Below are 20,526 nucleotides of genomic sequence, written 5' to 3' on the forward strand. Positions count from 1 at the left end.
ATCTTAATTTAAAACAAAATTATATTCACCAAGATCAAAGTATAAGCAATTTTAAAACAACTTCCAAAATACGGAATTATGATCAAAACAGAAAATGGATTGAAAGGTGAAATTGACTTATGAAAAAAGAAATTGGGCTAACAACCGAATCAAATAATAAAAACAAGATTAATGAAAAAAAACAGAGAAGCATTAGAAATAATCTCACTATACATAGATTGGATCCAACTAAACAAGTGATCGTTGATCGTGAGCCAGGGCAGTATTTAGGACAACCTGACTCCATTTTGCTCGATGATGATCAAACCATTCTGACAGTATATCCAAAGGGACACGGGATAGGAGAAGCTTTAATTAATAAAAGTACGGACGGAGGACTTACTTGGTCAGGCAGAAAATCTGCAAACCATACATGGAAAGACTCACAGGAAACACCGACAATCTATAAATTAAATTTCAATAATGGTAGTCAAAAACTTATTTCTATATCTGGTGGCCCAGGGTGGGGACCTGATAAATTTACGGGGTGGAAAACTTCAATTTCCATCGATAAAGGTGAGACTTGGAGTGATTATAAAGACTGGCATAAGGGAAATCAGACGATTGTAGCGATGTCCAGCCTTGTTAGACTAAAAGATAAAGAGGGAAGATGGCTAGATAAGTGGATGGGTGTTTATCATGATCCAAATTTTATTAACTATAAAACATATCTAACATTTACAGAAGATGGACAAGAGCAATGGAGCAATCCAAAACCTTTATTAGAAGAGTATCGTGATATTGAAGAAACCGTCCAATTATGCGAGGTATGTATTTTCCGTTCTCCTGATGAAAGACAGCTTATTTTATTGGCGCGAAGTCAATCTCATATGCATACATCGACTATTTCGTTTTCGGATGATGAAGGAGAAAGTTGGACAAAGCCTAAGGAAGTACCAGGGTCTTTAAATGGCGAACGTCATAAGGCTGCTTATGACCCGATAAGTGGTAGACTTGTCATTTCCTTCAGGGAAATTATACTTGATTATAATAATAATGGATTGATTGAGCATGATGACTGGATGGCAGGAGACTGGGTTGCTTGGGTCGGAACATATGAAAATTTAATTAATGGAGAAGAAGGAGAGTATCGTATTCTTTTGGGGGAAGACTTTACTCCTTCGAGAAAATCCGGAGACTGCGGGTATGCCGGCAATGTAGTCATGAAAGATGGAACTTTCTTTTTGAATTCCTATGGATATTTTGATGAGAATGAGGTTGAAAAATTAGGAACAGAGGCTAAACCTTACATAATGGGGGTTCGATTTAAATTATCGGATTTTGATTAACCCTGTTTTTCTAGCGAATAAGAGTGATTTCATGATTGAATAATAAATGAAATTATCTCAACTTAGTTTACTTATGAAGAAGGAAATTCCTGCTAATGTTAGTGTACCTGAAACTAAAACCCGATTCTCTAATAAATGAAAATCGGGTTTTAGTTTAGTTAGAATTAGTAATATTAAAGAAGATCTCAGTCTCAAGTTTAGATTCATCCTCGTTCCAATGGCCGTAAATTTCCATTGAAGGTGGCTTATGGAGCTCCCCCGAAGTTTGTATGATTGACTCAATTTTTCTGTAGGCTTTATCCAATTCGCTATATGGTCCAATGTGTTTACAGTAGGCATATTTATCAAGATGAACAATTCTTTCTTCTAATGGCGAATCTTCTAGGGGGGGAGTGTTCAATTCAATCCCTGCAAATACGATGTCATTAGCGTCATATACAACATGGTTAATGCCCTTATGAGAAAGGTTATTATTTCTAACTTCTGCCCAAACCTTATCTAGTAATTCGAACATCGTTTCACTATACGCTCTGTTTTGATCATGTTGTTTGGAAAATCCAAACAATGTAAATGTTTTACTTTCATTCACAATTACAGCTTCCATTATAAGAACACCCCTTAAGAATTGTTAACTAGTAATATTCGGTATTCCTTTTTATTTTCCTTTATTTTTTGATAACGAAAAAAACAATTTCCCACACTTTGAGCGGAAAATTGTTTTTGTCATAAGACTTATTTGAAGTCAAAAGTTTCAATAATATTAGGCACATCATCATTAACCATTTTTACCAACATATCCTGCAAATTCTCTAATTTTCCGCCTTCCATAAATTCCTCAGGCATCTCAGGAATAGTTGAATACGTATAAATGTTACTGTTTTTTCTATCAATGTATGTCATCATGCCCAATTCAGGATCTTCGCCGACGACATCTTCGTTTAAAATGTTGATACTGAAAAGATTGCAGATGACTTCCCCATTATGGACAAAATTGAAATCATAGCTAACTTCGGCATCCATATTCCAGTCACCCTTGCTGACAACGTATTTGCCTTCCCACGAAGAAGGAAGGGTTAGTACGAAATTGTAATCATCATTTTGATAAGTAAAGGAATCATTTGTATTGCTGGCTTCTTCTTTTTCTGACGTCATATAGTTATCAACATCAAGCCACTTTAGGTCAATTCCTACAATGCCCATCGCATTTGGAAAAAGGCTGAAATATTGCTTATAAAAAGTGATTCCATCTTCAGATAAAGTAAACGTAGAAAAGTTTTCTTCAACAGGTATTGTTTCGCTTTTCACAGATTGTCGATAGTCTGCTGTTACAGGTTCCTCGCGATATTCAGCAAATCCTTCATCATTAATCAGTTTTTGTGCAACCATCTCAGACATTACTTGCAAAGTCGTTGAATGTTCTTTCATGACATCGTGGATTGTCATTATGCGATCATTTTTTAAGTCAAAATTAAATGAATGAGGAGAAGACATACCATGTGCTCCACCCCAATATTGATAGTCTTCAAAGTAAATAGAAACGTAATCCTGAGTAATAACAGGTTTTTTAAAAGATGTCGTAAATATGTATTGGATACCTTCCATGTCATATTCGAATAATGCTTCATTGTCGTCACTTGTTTGCAGCTGAAAAGACGCATCCATTTGACTTGATAAAATATCGTCTAAAGGTTCATATGAAAACTTAGGATATTCAATCGTTACTTCATGTTCTTCGTTTTTTTCTTCTAATGTAATGGATTCATAATTTGTAAGCTTTTTACGTAATTCTTCTTGATTATTCTCCATTTCGCTAACACTTGATTCTTTTTCCGCTTTAGTTGGTGGTGCAGAAGTATCTTTCTTATTACAACCAACTAATAAAAATAACAAAAGAAATAATGAAAATATAATTCTCAATTGCTTCATGATGTTGACTCCCTTGATGTTTTTTTATCTATTTAAAATTAAGAAAATTATACCATAAAAGTAATATTTTATTATGCATATTATTTTTCAATATTTTTGAATCAAAATTTTCATTTTTTGCGTCCAATATTTTGAGGAATTTATTCCAAATGAGAATCCAGATACTACAATCAAATAAAAAGTTTACTAAAAAGAATGCCGAAAAAAACCGTCGAACGAATTATTTGACTATTGCATATATTAATCAAGGAATTCGAAAGTTATATATCGAATTATCATTATATAAGAAAAACAAATCCTGTTTTATTAAAGCATTACCCAAGTAGATAAAGCCCAATTATAACGATAGGGGAATAAAGATAAGCCTAGTTGAATAGAGTGGAGAATGTGATTAATCAAAAAAATATTAGATGAGTTGGGAGGAAAAAAAGGGATGTACAAAGGGGTGCTTACCATTATTTTGGTAAGTAGTTTATTAGGCTTGACTGGTTGCTCAGTCCAAGCGGCAAAACAGAAAGAGCTAGATGAAAAAATTGCTGAATTAGATAAACAAAAGCAAATGTATGAAGAAGAACAGAAAAAGTTAGAAGAGGAAAGGAAGAAAGCAGAGGAATTACGGTTAGAAGAAGAGAGGATTAAAGCAGAAGAGTTAAAGCCAATCGATATTGAGGTCGTAGATCCACTGAAGAATGAAGTCATCAAGACATTTAATTATATTCGGAAAGATCTAAAAGAAAATGAGGAAACATATAAGCAGGAAATACAAAACTGGGCAAGGGAATTGGCAAGAGGAACGGATACAACAGAAGGCTACGACCAAAGAATGATACCTGATCGACTTGGAGAAGACGGAAAAATTATAAAAGGTAGCCCAAGAGTTATTTTAGAGGAAGCGGAATTAGTTGAAAAAATAGTGGCTGCTTTTGACGAAGGCGGGACAGTAGAACTCCCTTTGCAAGTGACCGAAAGTGCATATAAAGAGATAGAAGCATCTCAATTGGATGAAGTCGTAGTAGCTACGTTTACTACATATTTTGGTGGAAGTCCCGATGGCCGAAATAAAAATATCGAGCTTTCAGCAGACGCTATTAATAACGTAATTCTTGGCATAGACGATTATTTTTCTTTTAACACAACCGTTGGTCCAAGTGACGCTGAACACGGATATCAAAAAGCAATGGAAGCTTTAAATGGGAAGCTTGTAGAAGGAATTGGCGGGGGAATATGTCAAACTTCCTCTACGTTATTTAATGCTGTCGATCAAATTGCCGTTTCCTATGTTGAGCTGCATCACCATTCCGTTAATGTTGGATACGTCCCGAAAGGGCGGGATGCAACAGTATCTTATGGTGGTAAAGATTTCAGATTTCAAAATAAAGCCGGTGCCCCTTTATTGATAAAAGCATTTATTAAAGGTGGAGCATTGACGGTTGAATTACGAACTTCAAAAGAAAATCAAGATTTTATTAAAAAGGGTAATGCATAAAATATTTGAGGTTTTATCGAGATAATCGGTAAAACCTTTTTTTATTTTCTTTCTATAAAACTATTAAAATAGGAATATTATCCTCTTGTTGATAGTAAAAAATTGGAGCATAATGAATTTGTTGCTAATTATGGAAATGGAGGAAATACATCATGAAGAAAAAACAACTAGTATCCTTTGCTTTAGCAGCAACTGTTGTCCTATCTACTTTTTCAGGATCAGTAGATGCAGCAAATGCACAGTATAAAGTAAAAAAAGGCGATTCACTTTGGAAGATTTCCGCAGTACATCACATCAGTGTTTCACAATTAAAAGAATGGAATAAATTACGTACTGACACAATTAGAGTAGGACAAGTTCTATATGTAGTAAAACCAAATTCTAGCAAAAATAATAGCAATACTGAAAAAAAGTCTACTAAATATATAGTTAAAAAAGGTGACTCCTTATCGATAATTGCTAAGAAATATAATACTACCGTAAACGAATTAAAAGTACTTAATCATCTAAAAGGAAATATGATAAAGGTTGGGCAACAGCTTAATATTCCCCAAAAAGTTGTTAGCAATAAAACTCCTTCAAAACCGATAAATACTAACTCAAAAGGGACAAGCATACCAAAACCAGTTAATAATACTGGCAGTAAAGGAACAATTAATAATAGTGCAAAACCTGCTCCTGCCACAAATAATAACTCTAGTAAAACTACTGAAAGCAAATCTAGTCCTAAAACCGATTCTAATAAAATAGTATCGGATAAAAAGGTAAATCAACCACCTACAAATAATGTTGCGGAGAAGGGAACAAATCAAACAGAAACAAAGCCTCAATACGCAACAATCCATAAGGTACAAGCAGGGGAATACCTCTACTTAATCGCTGCAAAATATGGAACATCGGTTTCAGAGATTAAGAGATTAAACGGACTAACATCGGACATGATTTATATTGGACAAGAACTAAAAGTGTCAGAAGGACCAATAAAACCACCTTTAGCTCCAGCTTTCTTGTCGGATGGGAACTTTCCTTTAAAGAAAGGAACATATACTCCATTCTATGATTCGTGGAATGAATCAAGGACATATGGGGGGAATCGCGGACATGAAGGAGTCGATATCATGGCTCCGATGGGAACGCCAATTTATTCTGTTACCGATGGCGTGATTACCGGGTTTGGTTGGAATGAATTAGGCGGTTGGAGAATAAATGTAGCCACGTCTGAAGGCCATTTCCTTTATTATGCTCACATGAGTAAATACGCTGCAGGCATGAGTAATGGCGTAAAGGTTAAAAAAGGACAAGTAATCGGATATGTTGGAAACACAGGGTACGGACCAGAAGGAACGAGCGGAAAATTTGCCACGCACCTACATTTTGGATTGTATGATAGCAATTGGAAAGCACAGAACCCTTATAATCATTTGAAATATTGGGAAGCGACTGCGAAGTAGAATGAAAAAACTTGTTGAAAATGCTGATTTTCAACAAGTTTTTTATTTTGTGAAAAGGTAATTCTGTTTTATATTTTTTTCAATATCAGAAGCAATGTGGTTATCGCAACTAAATAAGGATATTTCCGAATTTCATTGTAGAAGGTGATTCACGATGAAATAGAGAAACCTCAGGAGTTCGTCGCGAATTAGAGGGTTATTAGCGATGAACATTAATAATCTAAAGATTTCATCGAGAATTGGAAGGTGATTCACGATGAAATTGAGAATTCACAGGGTTCCGTCGGAAATTAGATGATAATTAGCAATGAATATGAATGATCTTAAAGTTAGAGGGTGATTCACTATGAATTAGAGCTATCTAAGTGTTTTGTCGAAAATTAGGGGGCCGTCAATCATTATAATTCTTTTTATAGGAAAATTTTTAACCAAAAAAGAATAGTATTTTTCTAAAGAGATAAGTTGATGGAGGAAACTATGAAAACACTATTCATTACTGGTGGAAATAATGGAATTGGGTATTATATGATTTTAGAATGGCTTAGAATGGGTAATTGTGTTTCTGTTATTGACTTGAATTGCGATAACATTGAAAAGTTAAGAGAAGCTTATCCGTCAACTCTGTTATGTTTTAAAGGCGATGTTACGGATTTGGAATCAGTAAAAACCGCTGTGAATGGAACAAGACGTCAATTTGGCAATATAGATTATGCCATACACAATGCCTGCTTGTGTTTATTTAAAAACTTCGAGGAACATAGCAGGGAAGATTTTGATAGAGTAATGGACACCAATTTTCATGGCGCAATAAATATGACTAATATGGTATTGCCGATAATGAAAAAACAAAAACGCGGTAAGATCATTTTTACGAGTTCAGGTGTTAGTGTTACTGGATTTATCGATCTGAGTTCGTATGCATCAAGCAAAGGAGCGATAGAATCTTTAGCAAAATGCTTAAACTTAGAGTATGCCGATAGTGGAGTTACTTTTCATCTCATGCATCCACCCCTTACAGACACAGATTCATCTTCGCCATTGCCAATTCCAAAAGAATTTAAAGCATTACCTGAAAAAGTAGGAAAAGGATTTATTCGAAATATCGATAGTAAAAAAATGATCATCACACCTTCATTTAAAGATACAGTTTCAATAAAAATTAATTACCTCTTTCCAATAACACTAGGCCGTTTGCTAGTTAAATTGACTAAAAGACAAATTCAATAGCACATAATAAAAATGGCTCGGAAATTTTTCCAAGCCATTTCATAATTATCAAACATTATCTGGAGTTACAGAAACTTGTAATTTTTTATTTTTACCTTTTACTTTTACACGTTCTACTTTAGCTCGTGAGAAAGAAAATAGGCGATACGTAGCTGGTACGAGCAACAAAGTGATAAACGTTGCGAACATCAAGCCACTAATAATAGCAGTTGCCATCGGTGCTTGATAATTACCCGATGTACCTGAGGCAAGTGCCAATGGAAGCATTCCGCCTGCAGTAGTTAAGGTTGTCATGAATATTGGTCGAATCCGATTTTTTCCAGCTTCAACAAGCGCATCTTCAATCGAGTATCCTTCTTTCCGGAGTTGATTTGTTCTATCAATGAGAAGGATTGCGTTGTTTAATACAATTCCAATCAGCATGACAATTCCAATTCCAGACATTAAGTTTAGTTCCATTTGTGTGAAAAATAATCCTAGAATGACACCGACAATCGTCATTGGAATGACAGACATAACGATAAGCGGATGTCCTAAATGATTAAATTGCACTGCCATTACAAGGTACACTAGGAACAAAGCGATTGCGAAAACAAATAGTAAATCCTTCATTAAATCTTGTTGCGCCTCAAGGTTCCCTGCAACCGAGATTGTGTAACCATCTGGTGCATTAAAGTCATTGATCAAACTTTGAACATCTCGATTAATGCCCCCCAAGTCTTTTCCTTCAATGTCTGCTGTAATGGACATGAAACGTTCTCCATCTGTATGTCTAATTTCATTTGGAGTTTCAATTGTTTTTAAATTAATAAAAGAAGATAACTTTTTTTCACCATCTGGAAGTGGAAGGTTCAAGTCCAATAGTGCAGACTTTGTACTTGTTTTTTCATCCCATTTTACATTTAACGGTATATTTTCTTCATTAAATGTGATTTCACCAACTGGCATTTGTAAAAATGCTTGTTCTATTAAATGTCTAATTTGAATAGGGGAAAGTCCTGCTGCTTCGATTTCTTTCTCCTTTAATTGTATAACTTGTTCCTGTGAGGTGCGCTTCATTGAACTTGTAGCACCCACAATTCCATCAATGGATTGGAAATCATTCATAAAATCATTTGATATCTTTTGTAATTCTTCAAAGTTTTCTCCTTTAATATTGACTTGAACAGGAGAACCGCCACCTTCGTCCATAGCACTTTGAACATTCTTAATAGGAGTTGTTTCACGCAGATCACGAAGATTTTTTAAGATTTGTTCATTTACTTCCTTCTGTGGTAAAACAATATCTTCGCCCTTTGTCATATTTATAATGGCGTAGAGCGCTCCTCCGTTATCCATAACATAGTTTGTTTCAACATCTTTAATCGATTGAAGTTTTTCATTAATCTTATGAACAACCTCTTCTTTATCTTTATTAGAAAGACCAGGTTCTAAATTGATCATTAGTTCGGCATAACGGTTATACATATCAGGCATAATGTTCATCGGTATTTTATTCACAAGGAAAAATGATCCGACTAACATAAAGATAAACGTAAAGATGATGCCTAAGCTGCGACGTTTTTTCTTAATAGTCCATGCGACAAGTGCGTTGTAACTACGTAAAAAAGGACTTTCTTTAACTTTTTTCTTGTTTCGAAGCTTTAACAATTTTTCAGAAAGAACTGGTATGATCGTAAAAGCAATGATAACAGAGCTTATTAACGTAATTGCTACTACAGTTGAAAGAATGACCATAAACTGAGCCATTTCTCCTTGGATGAAGCCTATAGGCAGAAAGACAACAATCGTTGTTAACATTGAAGCAATGACAGCAGAGGAAACTTCTTTCGTACCTTCAATAACTGCATCAAATTTGCTTAAACCTTGTTCTCTCTTTTTATAAATCGACTCAAGAATAACAATGGACGAGTCAACCATCATTCCTATTCCTAATCCGAGTCCGATCAAAGTAATTATGTTAAAGCTGTAATCAAATAACCATATTGTTGCGAAAGTAAGTAAAACAGATGTTGGAATGGATATTCCGATAATAAAAGTAGCTCTTAAATTGCGAAGAAATAATAATAGGACAGCAACCGCTATAATTCCACCAATTAGAATATTATCTGTTACACCATCAATTGATTCTTTTACATAATCCGCTTGTGCGACTACCTCATTTATCTCAAAGCCCTTGATTAAATGTTCTTTGCGAATGTTTTCAACTTCTGCTCTTATAGCATCGGCCATTTGAATTTGAGAAACATCAGATGTACGACCTACCTGAACTAAAATAAAATCCTTTGTTCCATTTTTCCAAACATAAGATGAGCTTTCTAATGGCTGAACAGAAACATTTGCGATATCCTTCAGCAAAATGTTGCCATTTGAAGTAGGGATTTTTATACTCTTCACATCATCAATATTTTCTAATTTTGTATTCCAGCGAATGGATGGTGTATCTTTATCATTGCTTAATTCACCTAAAGTGGCTTCATTATTTACGTTTTGTAATGCACCAATAACTTGAGTTGCATCCAACGAATATTTATCCATTTTCTCACGGCTAAACTCAATAGAAACTTCACGCTCAACAGTACCAACAAGTGCAACATCTCTAACTTCTTTTAATGCTTCAAGTCTAGGTTCTAAGACATTTTTTGCAAAAGCGGTCATTTCCTCCATATTCCCATTGGAAATATCCATGAAAAATTCGTAGTTTTGACTTGTTCCATACTGTCCTGAATGGACTTCAGTAACACCAGAAACTGAACCTTTCAAGGAATTAGCGATTGATTCAACTTCCTTAAACACTTCATCCCCTTTACCACGTTTAATGTTAACCGAAATAGTACTACGTCCAATGGATGAAGTGGACTGAATATCTTCAATTCCGTTTAAGCCCTTTAGCTTTTGCTCCAGAGGATTCGTAATCGTTCGTTCAACTTCAACGGCAGCCATTTCTCCGGCACTAATTTCTACATATGCGCCGTCCATTTTAATATTTGGGAGGAGCTCCTTATCTAATTTGAAAACTGAATAGCAACCCAACAAAATAATTAAGACTGTCATTAATCCAACTAAAATCTTTCTTTTTACAATAAACATAATGGCTTTCATTTTCATACCCCTTTAAATTTTTTATATTTCAATGTGGTGAAAGAATTATGTAAGGTTGGAAATACACTGAAACACTAATTACAATCATAGCCAGCTTTTTTGTACTGGATAACCAGCTGGAGGTTTATTTTTGACTAAGTCTCGAGGCGGAGATGTAAGAAAATTAGAAGCGTTTAAAATCTTATACATACAAATTACAAACCATTTTACTGTGAAAAGTGAAATACTATGGGGTTGGGAAAGAGGATTGATCTTAGGGGATATAGGAGTGGTTCTCAATTCAATAAGTTATCTCTTTTTTTATCTCGACTCCCCAATACTAGATGTTATGGGAGCTTAATATTAGAGAACTTAAACAAAAAATAACCTCCAACACTTAATTGGAGGCTACATTTCATAAATTGTTATTTTGTTGTTTTATTTCATCTTCAGCTTGGGTTATATTTCCTCTTTCGAACATACGATGTTCGTTGACCGAGTCACCAGCTTTAAGATTGTTTAAGTTTGAAGTAATGGTGATTTGTTCTTCATTGATGATGGGGGTTTTCTTTTTCAATAAATGTCACTCCGTCCAAGATTATTTTTTCGAATCTTGTTATATTCTGTACTAAATTGACAGCTTAATTCAAAGTCTAAAATATAAAATGTTTACATCGAAAAATAAGTTGACTTTATTTTTTAAAGCTGTTAATTTATCTTTAGGGTGTTCTTTATAGTGAAATTTAAATACTTAATAAAGAATAACAGAATATATATATAATTATTTTTTTAATAGGACTATTTTTTTAATTATATTGTTCTTTAATAAGAACGATGAGTGTAAAATATAAAGTGTATTTTTCTGGAGGAAAAGAATGAGTGCAATAGCTGGGATTTACAATCTAAGCGGAGAACCTATCTCTATCGAACATAGTTCTGGAATGATGAAATCACTTGAAAAATATCCAGCAGACGATATTCAAACTCTGCAAAGAGAAAATGTTTTTCTTGGTTGTCATGCCCAATGGATCACTCCTGAATCGATAGGTGAACAATTACCTTTTTATGATTATGCGAGACAATTGGCTATTACGGCTGATGCCATTATTGATAACCGAAAAGAATTATTTGAAATGTTGCAAGTAAATCGAAACGATCAAAAAACCATTCCAGATAGCCTTTTAATTTTATTAGCATATGAAAAATGGGGAGAGGATTGTCCCAAGTTTTTAATTGGAGATTTTGCGTTTATGATATGGGATGAGAAGAATAAGCGGCTATTTGGTGCAAGAGACTTTTCGGGATCAAGAACGTTGTATTACTTTAAAAGCCCACAAAGATTTGTTTTTTGTACCGTAATTAACCCGTTTTTTACTTTACCTTATATAAAAAAAGAACTGAATGAGCAATGGCTAGCGCAGTTTATTGCAAATCCTTTAATGTTTGATTCTATTGATCCAGAAACAACGGTATACGGTGATATTTGCCAAGTACCTCCCTCACACCATATCACAGTAGAAACAAACAAAATCACGATTAAAAGATACAGCACTCTACCTGATGGGAAAAAAATAAAATTAAAATCTAACGAAGAATATGAAGAAGCTTTCAGAGAAGTTTTTCAAAGAGCTGTGAATGACAGATTAAGAACTCACCTTCAAGTTGGATCCCATTTAAGTGGTGGTTTAGATTCTTCAACCGTTGCAAGCTTTGCAGCAAAACCATTATTAAATCAAAACAAAACTTTACATACATTTAGCTATGTTCCCGTGGATGATTTTGTTGATTGGACCCATAAAAGTAGGATTGCAAATGAACGACCTCAAATTGAATCAATCGTTAAACATGTAGGAAATATCTCGCCAAATTATTTAAGTTTTGATGAAAGAAACCCTTATACAGAAATTGATGAATGGCTTGAAATAATGGAGACGCCGTATAAGTTTTTTGAAAATACATTTTGGCTAAGAGGGATATTCGAAGAAGCAAGTAAAAAAGGAGTGGGTGTTCTTTTAAATGGTCAGAGGGGAAATTGGTCCATTTCATGGGGGCCAACCATTGATTTCTATGCTTTATTACTAAAAAGATTAAGGTTAATTCGTTTTTATCAAGAAATGTACTATTTTAGTAGAAATATGGGGTCTGGTAGAAAAAGGGTTTTATCGGTTGTGGCAAAAAATGCATTTCCGTATTTATATAGGAATCAATATAGCACGGAAGATGACTTTCCTATTTTTATAAATAAAGATCTTGCTATCAAAACAAAAGTTTTAGAAAAGCTTCATGAAGAACATGGCATTGACCCAAGAGGAAGGATAAATACTAATTCTTATAAAATTAGAAAACAGCAATTTAAACAGTTATATTATTGGAACACTATTGGAACATACGGAACAAAGTTGTCATTGAATTATGGTGTAGTAGACAGGGATCCATCTAATGATCTAAGAGTAGTTAAATTTTGTTTATCCGTTCCTGAAAATCAGTATGTAAATAATGGTATGGGAAGATCGTTGATTCGAAGGTCAACGGAAGGATATTTGCCTGATAATATCCGTATGAATCAACTTACAAAAGGCGTTCAAGGTGCTGATGGTGTTCATCGCATGAAAGGTATTTGGGAAAAAATCACAAATGAAGCGATGGAATTAACCAAGGATCCTTTTTTGCAAGAATATGTCAATATTGAAGTGTTAAAAGATTGTATTAATAAGATAAAAGACCAACCGAAAGTAGAATTTGTTTTTGATTTTGAACTAAAAATTTTAATGCGAAGCATAATTTTACATCGTTTCATAAAAAATATTTTTACTTGAAGGGGGGTGAAAGAGTGAAAAAAGATTGGCTTAAACCAAACCTAGAAGTTTTAGAAGTTGGAATGACAATGGCAGGACCAGGAATTAAGACACCTGATGCCGTGCAACCGGATCCGGATGCATCAGATGGAAAAGATGTAGTGCATTATAGTTAATGATTTTACGTACTTAAGTAAATTGTGGCCCTTATACAAAATAAAAAGTATAAGGGCACATATTAAAAGAAATATGCGCTTTAGGAAAGGGTGGGAGCAATGAGTGCAATAGCAGGAATCTTTCAGTTTAATAATGACCAATCTCATCCTTACTCAGGCGAAAGTTTAATGAAGTCCTTCGACCAATTTCCCTCCAATCAAAAAGGAACATGGAAAAATGATAAAATTTTCCTCAGTTGCCATGTCCAATGGATTACTCCAGAATCTGTTAACGAAACACTGCCGTTTTATGAAAGTGAATCACAACTCGTCATTACATCAGATGCGATTATTGATAATCGCGATGAATTATTTGATAGATTGCAAATACATCATTCTCAAAGAAAAACCATGACAGATAGTGAATTAATCTTGGAATCCTACCTAAAATGGGGCGAGGATTGTCCTAAATATTTAATTGGTGATTTTGCATTTATGATTTGGGATGTCAGAAGGCAAGCACTCTTTGGGGCAAGAGACTTTTCAGGTGCAAGGACTCTTTATTATTACAAGGATGATTCTTGCTTTGCTTTCTGCACACTGATTGAGCCATTATTCAACTTGCCATTTATTAAAAAGCAATTAAATGAAAATTGGTTAGCTGAATTTATCGTTATACCAACAATTATTGAAAATGTAGATATGCATCATACAGTCTATAAAGATATTTATCAATTACCTCCAGCACATACAATCTTAATAAAGAATAGTAAAGTATCACTTAATAGATATTGGAGTTTACCAGAAATAAAGACTTTAAACTTAAAATCTGACGACGAATATTATGAAGCATTTCATGAGGTTTTCGGTAAAGCAGTTAACGAAAAAATACGTACATACGGAAAAGTTGGCTCACATTTAAGTGGAGGACTAGACTCAGGTTCAGTAGTTAGTTTTGCTGCAAAGTCCCTTAAGGAAGAAAATAAAGAATTATATACATATAGTTATATACCACATGATAATTTTATAGATTGGACTCCTAAACATTATATTGCTAATGAAAAGCCATATATCAAGGAGACGGTTAATTACGTTGGAAATATTAAAGCTCATTATTTAAATTTTGAAGATAAAAACCCGTTTATGGATATAGACGATTTTCTAGAAATAATGGAAATGCCTTATAAATTTTTTGAAAACGCCTATTGGTTAAAGGGAATTAGTGAACAGGCAAGTAAAGATGGCGTAAAAATCGTTTTAAATGGATCTAGAGGCAATCACTCGATTTCATGGGGCTCTGAACGATTAAATTATGAATACTACGCCTCCTTATTAAAAAGGTTAAAGTTATTAAAACTAAACTTAGAAATGAGTAGGTACTGTGAGAACTTTCCAACTGGTAGGCGCAAAATCTTACCTACTATTGCCAAATATGCATTTCCAAATTTAATGGCATTGTTTGAGAAAAGCCATGAATCCAATTATCATTTTCCTAATTTCATCAATCCAACCTTTGCAGAAAAAAACAATATATATGAAAGGACACGTGAAGGTGATATTGGTATCACTGGTAGTTTTAAGGGGGATTTAAATGACTATAGAAGAAAATACTATGACAAACTCTACGTTTGGAATAAGAGTGGAACTGCTACTACGAAGCTATCTTTACGTAATGCCGTTTGGGATCGTGATCCTACCAATGATTTACGTGTAATTCAATTTTGCTTATCTCTCCCAGAGGAACAATATGCAAAAGATGGAATGGAGAGATCTTTTTTAAGAAGGGCAACTAAAAATATCCTCCCTGATAAAGTAAGGTTAAACCATCATATTCGCGGAATTCAAGCAGCAGATACGATTCATCGTATGAAATCTAGCTGGGGTGAATTCCACAAGGAGATACAAGAGCTTATAAAGGACTCATTACTTAGCGAGATTTTGGATGTAAATGTAATAAGGAATTCTCTATCCAATCTCGGGAAAGAACCTATCCCAGAACTAGTATGGAGTGATGATTTTAAAATCTTATCACGGAGTCTAATTATTTATCGATTTTTAAAAAGGTTTAACTGAGGGGAGGTGAATTTATGAGCAGAAAATGGAAAATGCCAGTTCTGGAAGTTCTTGATATTAGTATGACGATGAATGGACCAGGAAATGCGAATGCGGATTGTTTCGATGTATCTGAAGGAAAGCATGAAACCCATCCTGGTAGATCAAATGCTAGTTGCACAGATAAAGGTGGCGGCGGAGGCGGAGGCGGTGGAACCGGTCCGTTAGATAGCTAATACAGATTTAGAAAACGAACATGCCCTTATACCCTATACAAATAGTATAGGGGCTTTATTTAAAAGCCTGGAGGTAAATATGGCTACTACATTAAAAATGATTATAAATAAGGCTTTCGGATTAAATATTATAAGTGAAGTTCCATTACCAGAGCTATCAATCGTTTCTGATTCTATTGATAATGTTGATATTGTCATAGAATACCGAGATCTATTTGATCTTTGGGAACAATCTTCAAAACCTAATCGGTATTTTAGCGTGAAAAAAAATAGTGTATTATTTCATGTCCCAAATGTCGCAATTTATTTAATAGAGAACGGTAAAAATATCTATGTTTCACCTTCAATTGGTGCACATGAGGACCAAATAAGACTTTATTTATTGGGAACATGCATGGGGGCTATTTTGCTGCAAAGAAAAATCCTTCCATTACACGGAAGTGCCATCGCAATTAATGGGAAAGCCTATGCAATAGTAGGAGATTCAGGTGCAGGTAAATCGACTCTTGCTTCTTCATTATTAAATAAGGGTTACCAATTATTAAGTGACGACGTGATTCCGGTAACTATTTCACAAAAGGGATTTCCTATTGTTACTCCAGCTTATCCGCAACAAAAACTTTGGCAGGAAAGCTTAGATGCTTTTGGGATGACCTCAACTGATTATCGGCCAATTATTGAGAGGGAATCAAAGTTTGCTATTCCAGTATCCTCGAAATTTTCAACAGAAGCACTTCCATTGGCCGGAGTATTTGAATTAATCAAAACAAATCACGACGAAATAATTATAGACCCAATTTTAAAACTAGAAAGATTGCATACGTTGTTCTATCATACATATCGCAACTTTTTCATTTCAGATTTAGGATTGAGAGAATGGCATTTTCAAATAACAGCAGGTATAGCAAATAACGTACCAATTTATAGATTGCAAAGACCAATAGATAGTTTTTCAGCCAATGATTTAGCATCACTTATACTTAATACAATTAAAAAGGGTGAATGAAAAATGACTGTTCTTGTTAATAACATCGTTGTTCAAGGAGAAGGAAATATCGTCAGTGATATGGGCGGGGAAAAGGTGATGTTAAGCATCGAAAATGGAAAGTATTACAATCTAGGTGAAATAGGTGGAGAAATTTGGGATTTAATAAGGGAGCCAATTGAAGTGAATCAACTAATTCAAAAATTATTATTTGTTTTCCAAGTCGAAAAGGAAGAATGTGAGGATCAGGTTATCTCGTTTTTGAAGGATTTATATAAAGAAGATTTAATTAAAATTAGGTGACTTAATAATGAAGGCTTTTACAAAACTTGTGACTTTTTTAAAATTAAAACCAGCAACTTTGTTGCTATTAATCGAAGCTTTTTTCTTTTTAGGCTGGGCAAGAATATTAAAAAAACTCCCATTTAATAAGATTGCACCTTCATTAGGTGAGCATATGAAAGAGACATCTCAGTTTTTGATAGAAGGAAATAATAAATCAATAAAAAACATTTCAAACGCTATCCATATTGCGAGTAAATATACATTTTGGGAAAGCCAATGTCTTGTTAAGGCGATAGCAGGGATGAAAATGCTTGAAAGACGTGGAATTGACAGTACCCTATATTTAGGTACAGGTCGTGATAATGATGGAAAAATGATTGCGCACGCTTGGCTTCGGAGTGGACCATTGTATATTTCAGGGGCAGAAGGTATGGAGCAATTTACAATCGTAAGTATGTTTGCCAAACGAATAAGAAGGTGAAGTTGATGAATGTAACACATGAACTAAACATGTCTAAAATTCCAAATGAACTCAAACTTTTATTAGAAATTATTAAGAGTGAGAGCGAAGTTGATAACGAACATTTTAGTAAACCAGATTGGGATCTATTTCTTGAATTAGCATTACATCACCGACTTTATCCTTTGTTATATACAAAAATAGCAAAATTGGATTATAGTTGGATTCCAAAAAAAGTTATTAAATCTTTACATATTTATTATCAACAAAACACATTCAGGATGCTCCATTTAAGTGGAGAAATGGAAAAGCTATGTAAATTGTTTACCGAAAATAAAATTCGTCCCCTATTTTTAAAAGGTCCTATTCTTGCTGAAACTCTATATGGAGATATTTCAAAGAGAACATCCGGCGATCTAGATATTCTTGTACCTATTAATGATTTAGATAAGGCAAATGAGCTGCTTATTGCACAAGGATACAATAAAGATGAATATATCCAAACAGTACTAAACGATTGGAAATGGAGGCATCATCATTTTACTTATTTCCATCCTATGAAGGGAACAAAAATAGAAATTCATTGGAGATTACATCCATCTCCAAGTAAAGAGCCCTCATTTGATGAATTATGGGAAAGAAAGAGAGTAAGTTCACTTACAAGCTATCCAACCTATTATATGGGATATGAAGACTTATTTTATTTTCTTATCACTCATGGGGCACGGCATGGATGGTCACGTTTACGTTGGCTTCAGGATATTAACCAGATTATGCAAAAAGAAATAAGTTGGACATTTGTCAAGCAACTTTTAAATCAAACCCAAAGTAGTCATATAGGGGGGCAATCTCTTATTCTAGCATCCGCTCTTTTTAATACACAAATTAATGAAGAACTTATACCACTACTCAGAAAACGCCCCAAAAAATTAGCAAAAGCGGCGATTTATTATTTGGAACAAATGGTGAATTTGCATAATGAGCCCGTGCCTGAAGATATTGCAAAATACCATTCGAATCACTTGTTTTCATTAATGTCTATACAACAAAAAGGAGTTTACTTCTTAAGCATTCTCCATCCATTTCATACTGATGTCGAGACATTGTCTTTACCTAAAAAACTTCACTTTCTTTATTTTCCTCTTCGTCCTTTTTTATGGATTTGGAGAAAAACGAAGAATTATGTACTCCTTAGGAGGATTTTGCGATGAAGCCGGTTTTATATTTTTTTAAACAATTATATGCCTATTCGGGGAAAAAACTGCATATAAATCTGATTGGTATGGTTCTTATTAGTTTTTTAGACGGAATAGGGTTATTACTATTAATTCCGGTCATAAGCTATAGCGGGATTGCAAACTTTGAAACAGGAAATTCCAATATTTCTAAGGTGTTCGGTTTTCTTCAACAAATCCCTACGTTTGGTGGATTAACAATTATTTTATTAATGTTTCTAATGATTAATATTATTCAAAACTTGATTACTCGTTATATAACTATTGAAAATGTTAAAATTCAGCATGGCTTCGCTCGACACTTGCGATTGGAAATTTATCGTGATTTGCTATGTGCAAATTGGGACTTTTATATAAAAAGAAGAAAGTCGGATCTTATTAATACGATAACGGCCGAATTGGCACGTGTAAGCGCTGGAACAAATACGTTTCTTCAATTTATAACAGGAATTATTTTTACCTTTATACAAATTGGTATTGCTTTGTTATTGTCACCACAAATAACTATGTTCGTATTATTAAGTGGGCTGGTATTATCTCTGTTTTCACGGGGATTCATTAAAAGATCCCAGAAATTAGGAAGTAGAACTTCCGAAATAGCTCAAAGCTTTTTAGCGGGAATAACAGATAATTTTAATGGGATTAAAGATATAAAAAGCAATACATTAGAACAATCACGTATGAATTGGTTTCGCTCCATCTCTCAACGTATGTATAACGAGCAGATGGAATATATAACAATAAAAACAGCTTCTCAGTTTTATTATAAAATGGCATCCGCTGTATTGATCTCAATCTTTATCTTTTTATCTGTAAACCTTTTTAATTCACAGGCAGCACAATTAATGTTAATTATAATTATATTTACTCGTTTATGGCCAAGGGTTACAGGGATTCAAGCTAGTTTAGAACAAATTGCCACAACTGTACCTGCATTAAAATCTGTTATCAAATTGATAAATGAATCAAAAAATGCAAAAGAAATTTATGAATTAGATTACCAAACAATTCAGCCAATTAATATTAGAGATGGAATTGAATGTAAGAACGTTTTTTTTCGATATAACACAAATGAAAATAACTATGCTTTAAACGGAATAAATGTATTTTTTCCGTCTAATCGTATGTCTGCTGTAGTCGGAAAATCTGGTGCTGGTAAAAGTACGTTAATTGATTTATTGATGGGTCTAAACCAACCAGAAAAAGGAGAAATACTACTAGATGGTGTTCGGTTGTCAAAGGATAATTTATTGTCATTAAGGCGTTCAGTTAGTTATGTACCACAAGATCCTTTTTTATTTAATACTACTATAAAGGAAAATTTGCAATTGATTTATCCTGATGCAACCGAGGATCAGATGTGGGAAGCTTTGCAATTTGCAGCAGCTGATGAATTTGTAAGAAAGCTCCCTCAACAACTAGACACTCTTATTGGCGATAGAGGAATTCGACTTTCAGGTGGAGAGCGGCAAAGGTTAGTACTGGCACGTGCTGTCTTAAGAAAGCCATCTATACTTGTATTAGATGAAGCAACTAGTTCACTAGATACAGAGAATGAAGCGAAGATTCAAGAAGCACTCGAAAGATTAAAAGGCAGGATGACAATTGTTGTTATTGCACATCGTCTTTCGACCATTAGGAATGCTGATCAAGTCATAGTGCTGGATAAAGGTGAAATAATACAAATCGGGGAGTTTGGACATTTAGCAAGAGAAAAAAGTGGCATGTTTCGCAACCTTCTTGGAAAACAGATGGAAGCCGTTTTATAAAGATGTAAAAAAGGTGTTGACTTGTTCTTTATAAAGAACTAAAATAGGAAACGAG

At 34.1% G+C, this 20,526-nt stretch carries 18 protein-coding genes; 14 read left to right on the forward strand and 4 right to left on the reverse strand.

Translation table 11 applies throughout. The annotated features are described in order from the left end of the window. Positions 1 to 119 precede the first annotated feature (119 nt). Positions 120 to 1,328 carry a sialidase family protein gene (locus tag MT489_RS16660; protein WP_244682694.1) on the forward strand — a complete coding sequence of 403 codons (1,209 nt, stop codon included), beginning with the start codon at positions 120 to 122 and terminating at the stop codon, positions 1,326 to 1,328. 154 nt (positions 1,329 to 1,482) lie between these two features. On the opposite strand, the gene MT489_RS16665 is transcribed toward MT489_RS16660, so the two are convergent. After that, positions 1,483 to 1,932 carry a GyrI-like domain-containing protein gene (locus MT489_RS16665; RefSeq protein ID WP_244682695.1) on the reverse strand — a complete coding sequence of 150 codons (450 nt, stop codon included), beginning with the start codon at positions 1,930 to 1,932 and terminating at the stop codon, positions 1,483 to 1,485. A gap of 128 nt (positions 1,933 to 2,060) precedes the next feature. Continuing rightward, on the reverse strand, positions 2,061 to 3,254 hold the full coding sequence (locus tag MT489_RS16670; protein ID WP_244682696.1) for a PdaC/SigV domain-containing protein: 1,194 nt from the start codon (positions 3,252 to 3,254) through the stop codon (positions 2,061 to 2,063). Positions 3,255 to 3,687: 433 nt separating this feature from the next. Here MT489_RS16670 and MT489_RS16675 point away from each other — a divergent pair, with 433 nt between their 5' ends. The 3 genes from MT489_RS16675 to MT489_RS16685 all read left to right on the forward strand — a co-directional run bounded on the left by MT489_RS16675 (position 3,688) and on the right by MT489_RS16685 (position 7,418). Further along, positions 3,688 to 4,740, forward strand: a complete 1,053-nt coding sequence (locus tag MT489_RS16675) for a VanW family protein (RefSeq protein ID WP_244682697.1) — start codon at positions 3,688 to 3,690, stop codon at positions 4,738 to 4,740. A gap of 152 nt (positions 4,741 to 4,892) precedes the next feature. Beyond that, positions 4,893 to 6,191: a LysM peptidoglycan-binding domain-containing protein gene (locus MT489_RS16680; RefSeq protein ID WP_244682698.1), complete on the forward strand. Its 1,299-nt coding sequence runs from the start codon at positions 4,893 to 4,895 to the stop codon at positions 6,189 to 6,191. A 477-nt stretch (positions 6,192 to 6,668) separates the two neighbouring features. Further along, positions 6,669 to 7,418 (forward strand): SDR family NAD(P)-dependent oxidoreductase, encoded by a 750-nt coding sequence (locus tag MT489_RS16685; RefSeq protein WP_244682699.1) that lies wholly within the window; start codon positions 6,669 to 6,671, stop codon positions 7,416 to 7,418. 48 nt (positions 7,419 to 7,466) lie between these two features. Here MT489_RS16685 and MT489_RS16690 read toward each other — a convergent pair whose 3' ends face one another. Next, on the reverse strand, positions 7,467 to 10,520 hold the full coding sequence (locus tag MT489_RS16690; RefSeq protein WP_244682700.1) for an efflux RND transporter permease subunit: 3,054 nt from the start codon (positions 10,518 to 10,520) through the stop codon (positions 7,467 to 7,469). Positions 10,521 to 10,650: 130 nt separating this feature from the next. On the opposite strand from MT489_RS16690, the gene MT489_RS16695 reads away from it, so the two are divergent. After that, positions 10,651 to 10,860: a hypothetical protein gene (locus tag MT489_RS16695; protein ID WP_244682701.1), complete on the forward strand. Its 210-nt coding sequence runs from the start codon at positions 10,651 to 10,653 to the stop codon at positions 10,858 to 10,860. A 54-nt stretch (positions 10,861 to 10,914) separates the two neighbouring features. Here MT489_RS16695 and MT489_RS16700 read toward each other — a convergent pair whose 3' ends face one another. Then, a complete protein-coding gene (locus tag MT489_RS16700; RefSeq protein ID WP_244682702.1) occupies positions 10,915 to 11,076 on the reverse strand; it encodes a hypothetical protein in 162 nt (53 codons plus the stop codon). Between the two features lie 298 nt (positions 11,077 to 11,374). Here MT489_RS16700 and MT489_RS16705 point away from each other — a divergent pair, with 298 nt between their 5' ends. The 9 genes from MT489_RS16705 to MT489_RS16745 all read left to right on the forward strand — a co-directional run bounded on the left by MT489_RS16705 (position 11,375) and on the right by MT489_RS16745 (position 20,471). Beyond that, complete coding sequence (locus MT489_RS16705) at positions 11,375 to 13,315, forward strand: asparagine synthase-related protein (RefSeq protein ID WP_244682703.1); 1,941 nt, start codon at positions 11,375 to 11,377, stop codon at positions 13,313 to 13,315. 14 nt (positions 13,316 to 13,329) lie between these two features. After that, positions 13,330 to 13,470, forward strand: coding sequence for a paeninodin family lasso peptide (locus tag MT489_RS16710; protein WP_244682704.1), 141 nt, complete (start codon positions 13,330 to 13,332; stop codon positions 13,468 to 13,470). 99 nt (positions 13,471 to 13,569) lie between these two features. Further along, positions 13,570 to 15,522 carry an asparagine synthase-related protein gene (locus MT489_RS16715; protein ID WP_244682705.1) on the forward strand — a complete coding sequence of 651 codons (1,953 nt, stop codon included), beginning with the start codon at positions 13,570 to 13,572 and terminating at the stop codon, positions 15,520 to 15,522. 14 nt (positions 15,523 to 15,536) lie between these two features. Beyond that, entirely contained in the window at positions 15,537 to 15,737 is a 201-nt protein-coding gene (locus MT489_RS22245) for a paeninodin family lasso peptide (protein WP_280518669.1), read from the forward strand. Between the two features lie 79 nt (positions 15,738 to 15,816). After that, complete coding sequence (locus MT489_RS16725; protein ID WP_244682706.1) at positions 15,817 to 16,743, forward strand: aldolase; 927 nt, start codon at positions 15,817 to 15,819, stop codon at positions 16,741 to 16,743. Between the two features lie 3 nt (positions 16,744 to 16,746). Beyond that, entirely contained in the window at positions 16,747 to 17,025 is a 279-nt protein-coding gene (locus MT489_RS16730; protein ID WP_244682707.1) for a lasso peptide biosynthesis PqqD family chaperone, read from the forward strand. A 7-nt stretch (positions 17,026 to 17,032) separates the two neighbouring features. Continuing rightward, the gene (locus MT489_RS16735; protein WP_244682708.1) at positions 17,033 to 17,488 is read left to right on the forward strand and encodes a lasso peptide biosynthesis B2 protein; all 456 of its coding nucleotides are present in this window, start codon (positions 17,033 to 17,035) and stop codon (positions 17,486 to 17,488) included. Between the two features lie 5 nt (positions 17,489 to 17,493). Beyond that, a complete protein-coding gene (locus tag MT489_RS16740) occupies positions 17,494 to 18,678 on the forward strand; it encodes a nucleotidyltransferase domain-containing protein (RefSeq protein WP_244682709.1) in 1,185 nt (394 codons plus the stop codon). Beyond that, positions 18,675 to 20,471, forward strand: coding sequence for an ABC transporter ATP-binding protein (locus MT489_RS16745; RefSeq protein ID WP_244682710.1), 1,797 nt, complete (start codon positions 18,675 to 18,677; stop codon positions 20,469 to 20,471). The genes MT489_RS16740 and MT489_RS16745 overlap by 4 nt, the downstream gene beginning before the upstream one ends. The last annotated feature ends 55 nt before the right edge of the window (positions 20,472 to 20,526 follow it).

The sequence above is a fragment of the Lederbergia wuyishanensis genome (assembly GCF_022900255.1).
Lineage (GTDB): Bacteria > Bacillota > Bacilli > Bacillales > Bacillaceae_C > Lederbergia > Lederbergia wuyishanensis.

Bases quoted from the DNA above. Each gene is read 5' to 3' on its own strand.
- MT489_RS16660 (WP_244682694.1), top strand. From the start codon at position 120: ATGAAAAAAGAAATTGGGCTAACAACCGAATCAAATAATAAAAACAAG.
- MT489_RS16665 (WP_244682695.1), bottom strand. From the start codon at position 1,932: ATGGAAGCTGTAATTGTGAATGAAAGTAAAACATTTACATTGTTTGGA.
- MT489_RS16670 (WP_244682696.1), bottom strand. From the start codon at position 3,254: ATGAAGCAATTGAGAATTATATTTTCATTATTTCTTTTGTTATTTTTA.
- MT489_RS16675 (WP_244682697.1), top strand. From the start codon at position 3,688: ATGTACAAAGGGGTGCTTACCATTATTTTGGTAAGTAGTTTATTAGGC.
- MT489_RS16680 (WP_244682698.1), top strand. From the start codon at position 4,893: ATGAAGAAAAAACAACTAGTATCCTTTGCTTTAGCAGCAACTGTTGTC.
- MT489_RS16685 (WP_244682699.1), top strand. From the start codon at position 6,669: ATGAAAACACTATTCATTACTGGTGGAAATAATGGAATTGGGTATTAT.
- MT489_RS16690 (WP_244682700.1), bottom strand. From the start codon at position 10,520: ATGAAAGCCATTATGTTTATTGTAAAAAGAAAGATTTTAGTTGGATTA.
- MT489_RS16705 (WP_244682703.1), top strand. From the start codon at position 11,375: ATGAGTGCAATAGCTGGGATTTACAATCTAAGCGGAGAACCTATCTCT.
- MT489_RS16715 (WP_244682705.1), top strand. From the start codon at position 13,570: ATGAGTGCAATAGCAGGAATCTTTCAGTTTAATAATGACCAATCTCAT.
- MT489_RS22245 (WP_280518669.1), top strand. From the start codon at position 15,537: ATGAGCAGAAAATGGAAAATGCCAGTTCTGGAAGTTCTTGATATTAGT.
- MT489_RS16725 (WP_244682706.1), top strand. From the start codon at position 15,817: ATGGCTACTACATTAAAAATGATTATAAATAAGGCTTTCGGATTAAAT.
- MT489_RS16730 (WP_244682707.1), top strand. From the start codon at position 16,747: ATGACTGTTCTTGTTAATAACATCGTTGTTCAAGGAGAAGGAAATATC.
- MT489_RS16735 (WP_244682708.1), top strand. From the start codon at position 17,033: ATGAAGGCTTTTACAAAACTTGTGACTTTTTTAAAATTAAAACCAGCA.
- MT489_RS16740 (WP_244682709.1), top strand. From the start codon at position 17,494: ATGAATGTAACACATGAACTAAACATGTCTAAAATTCCAAATGAACTC.
- MT489_RS16745 (WP_244682710.1), top strand. From the start codon at position 18,675: ATGAAGCCGGTTTTATATTTTTTTAAACAATTATATGCCTATTCGGGG.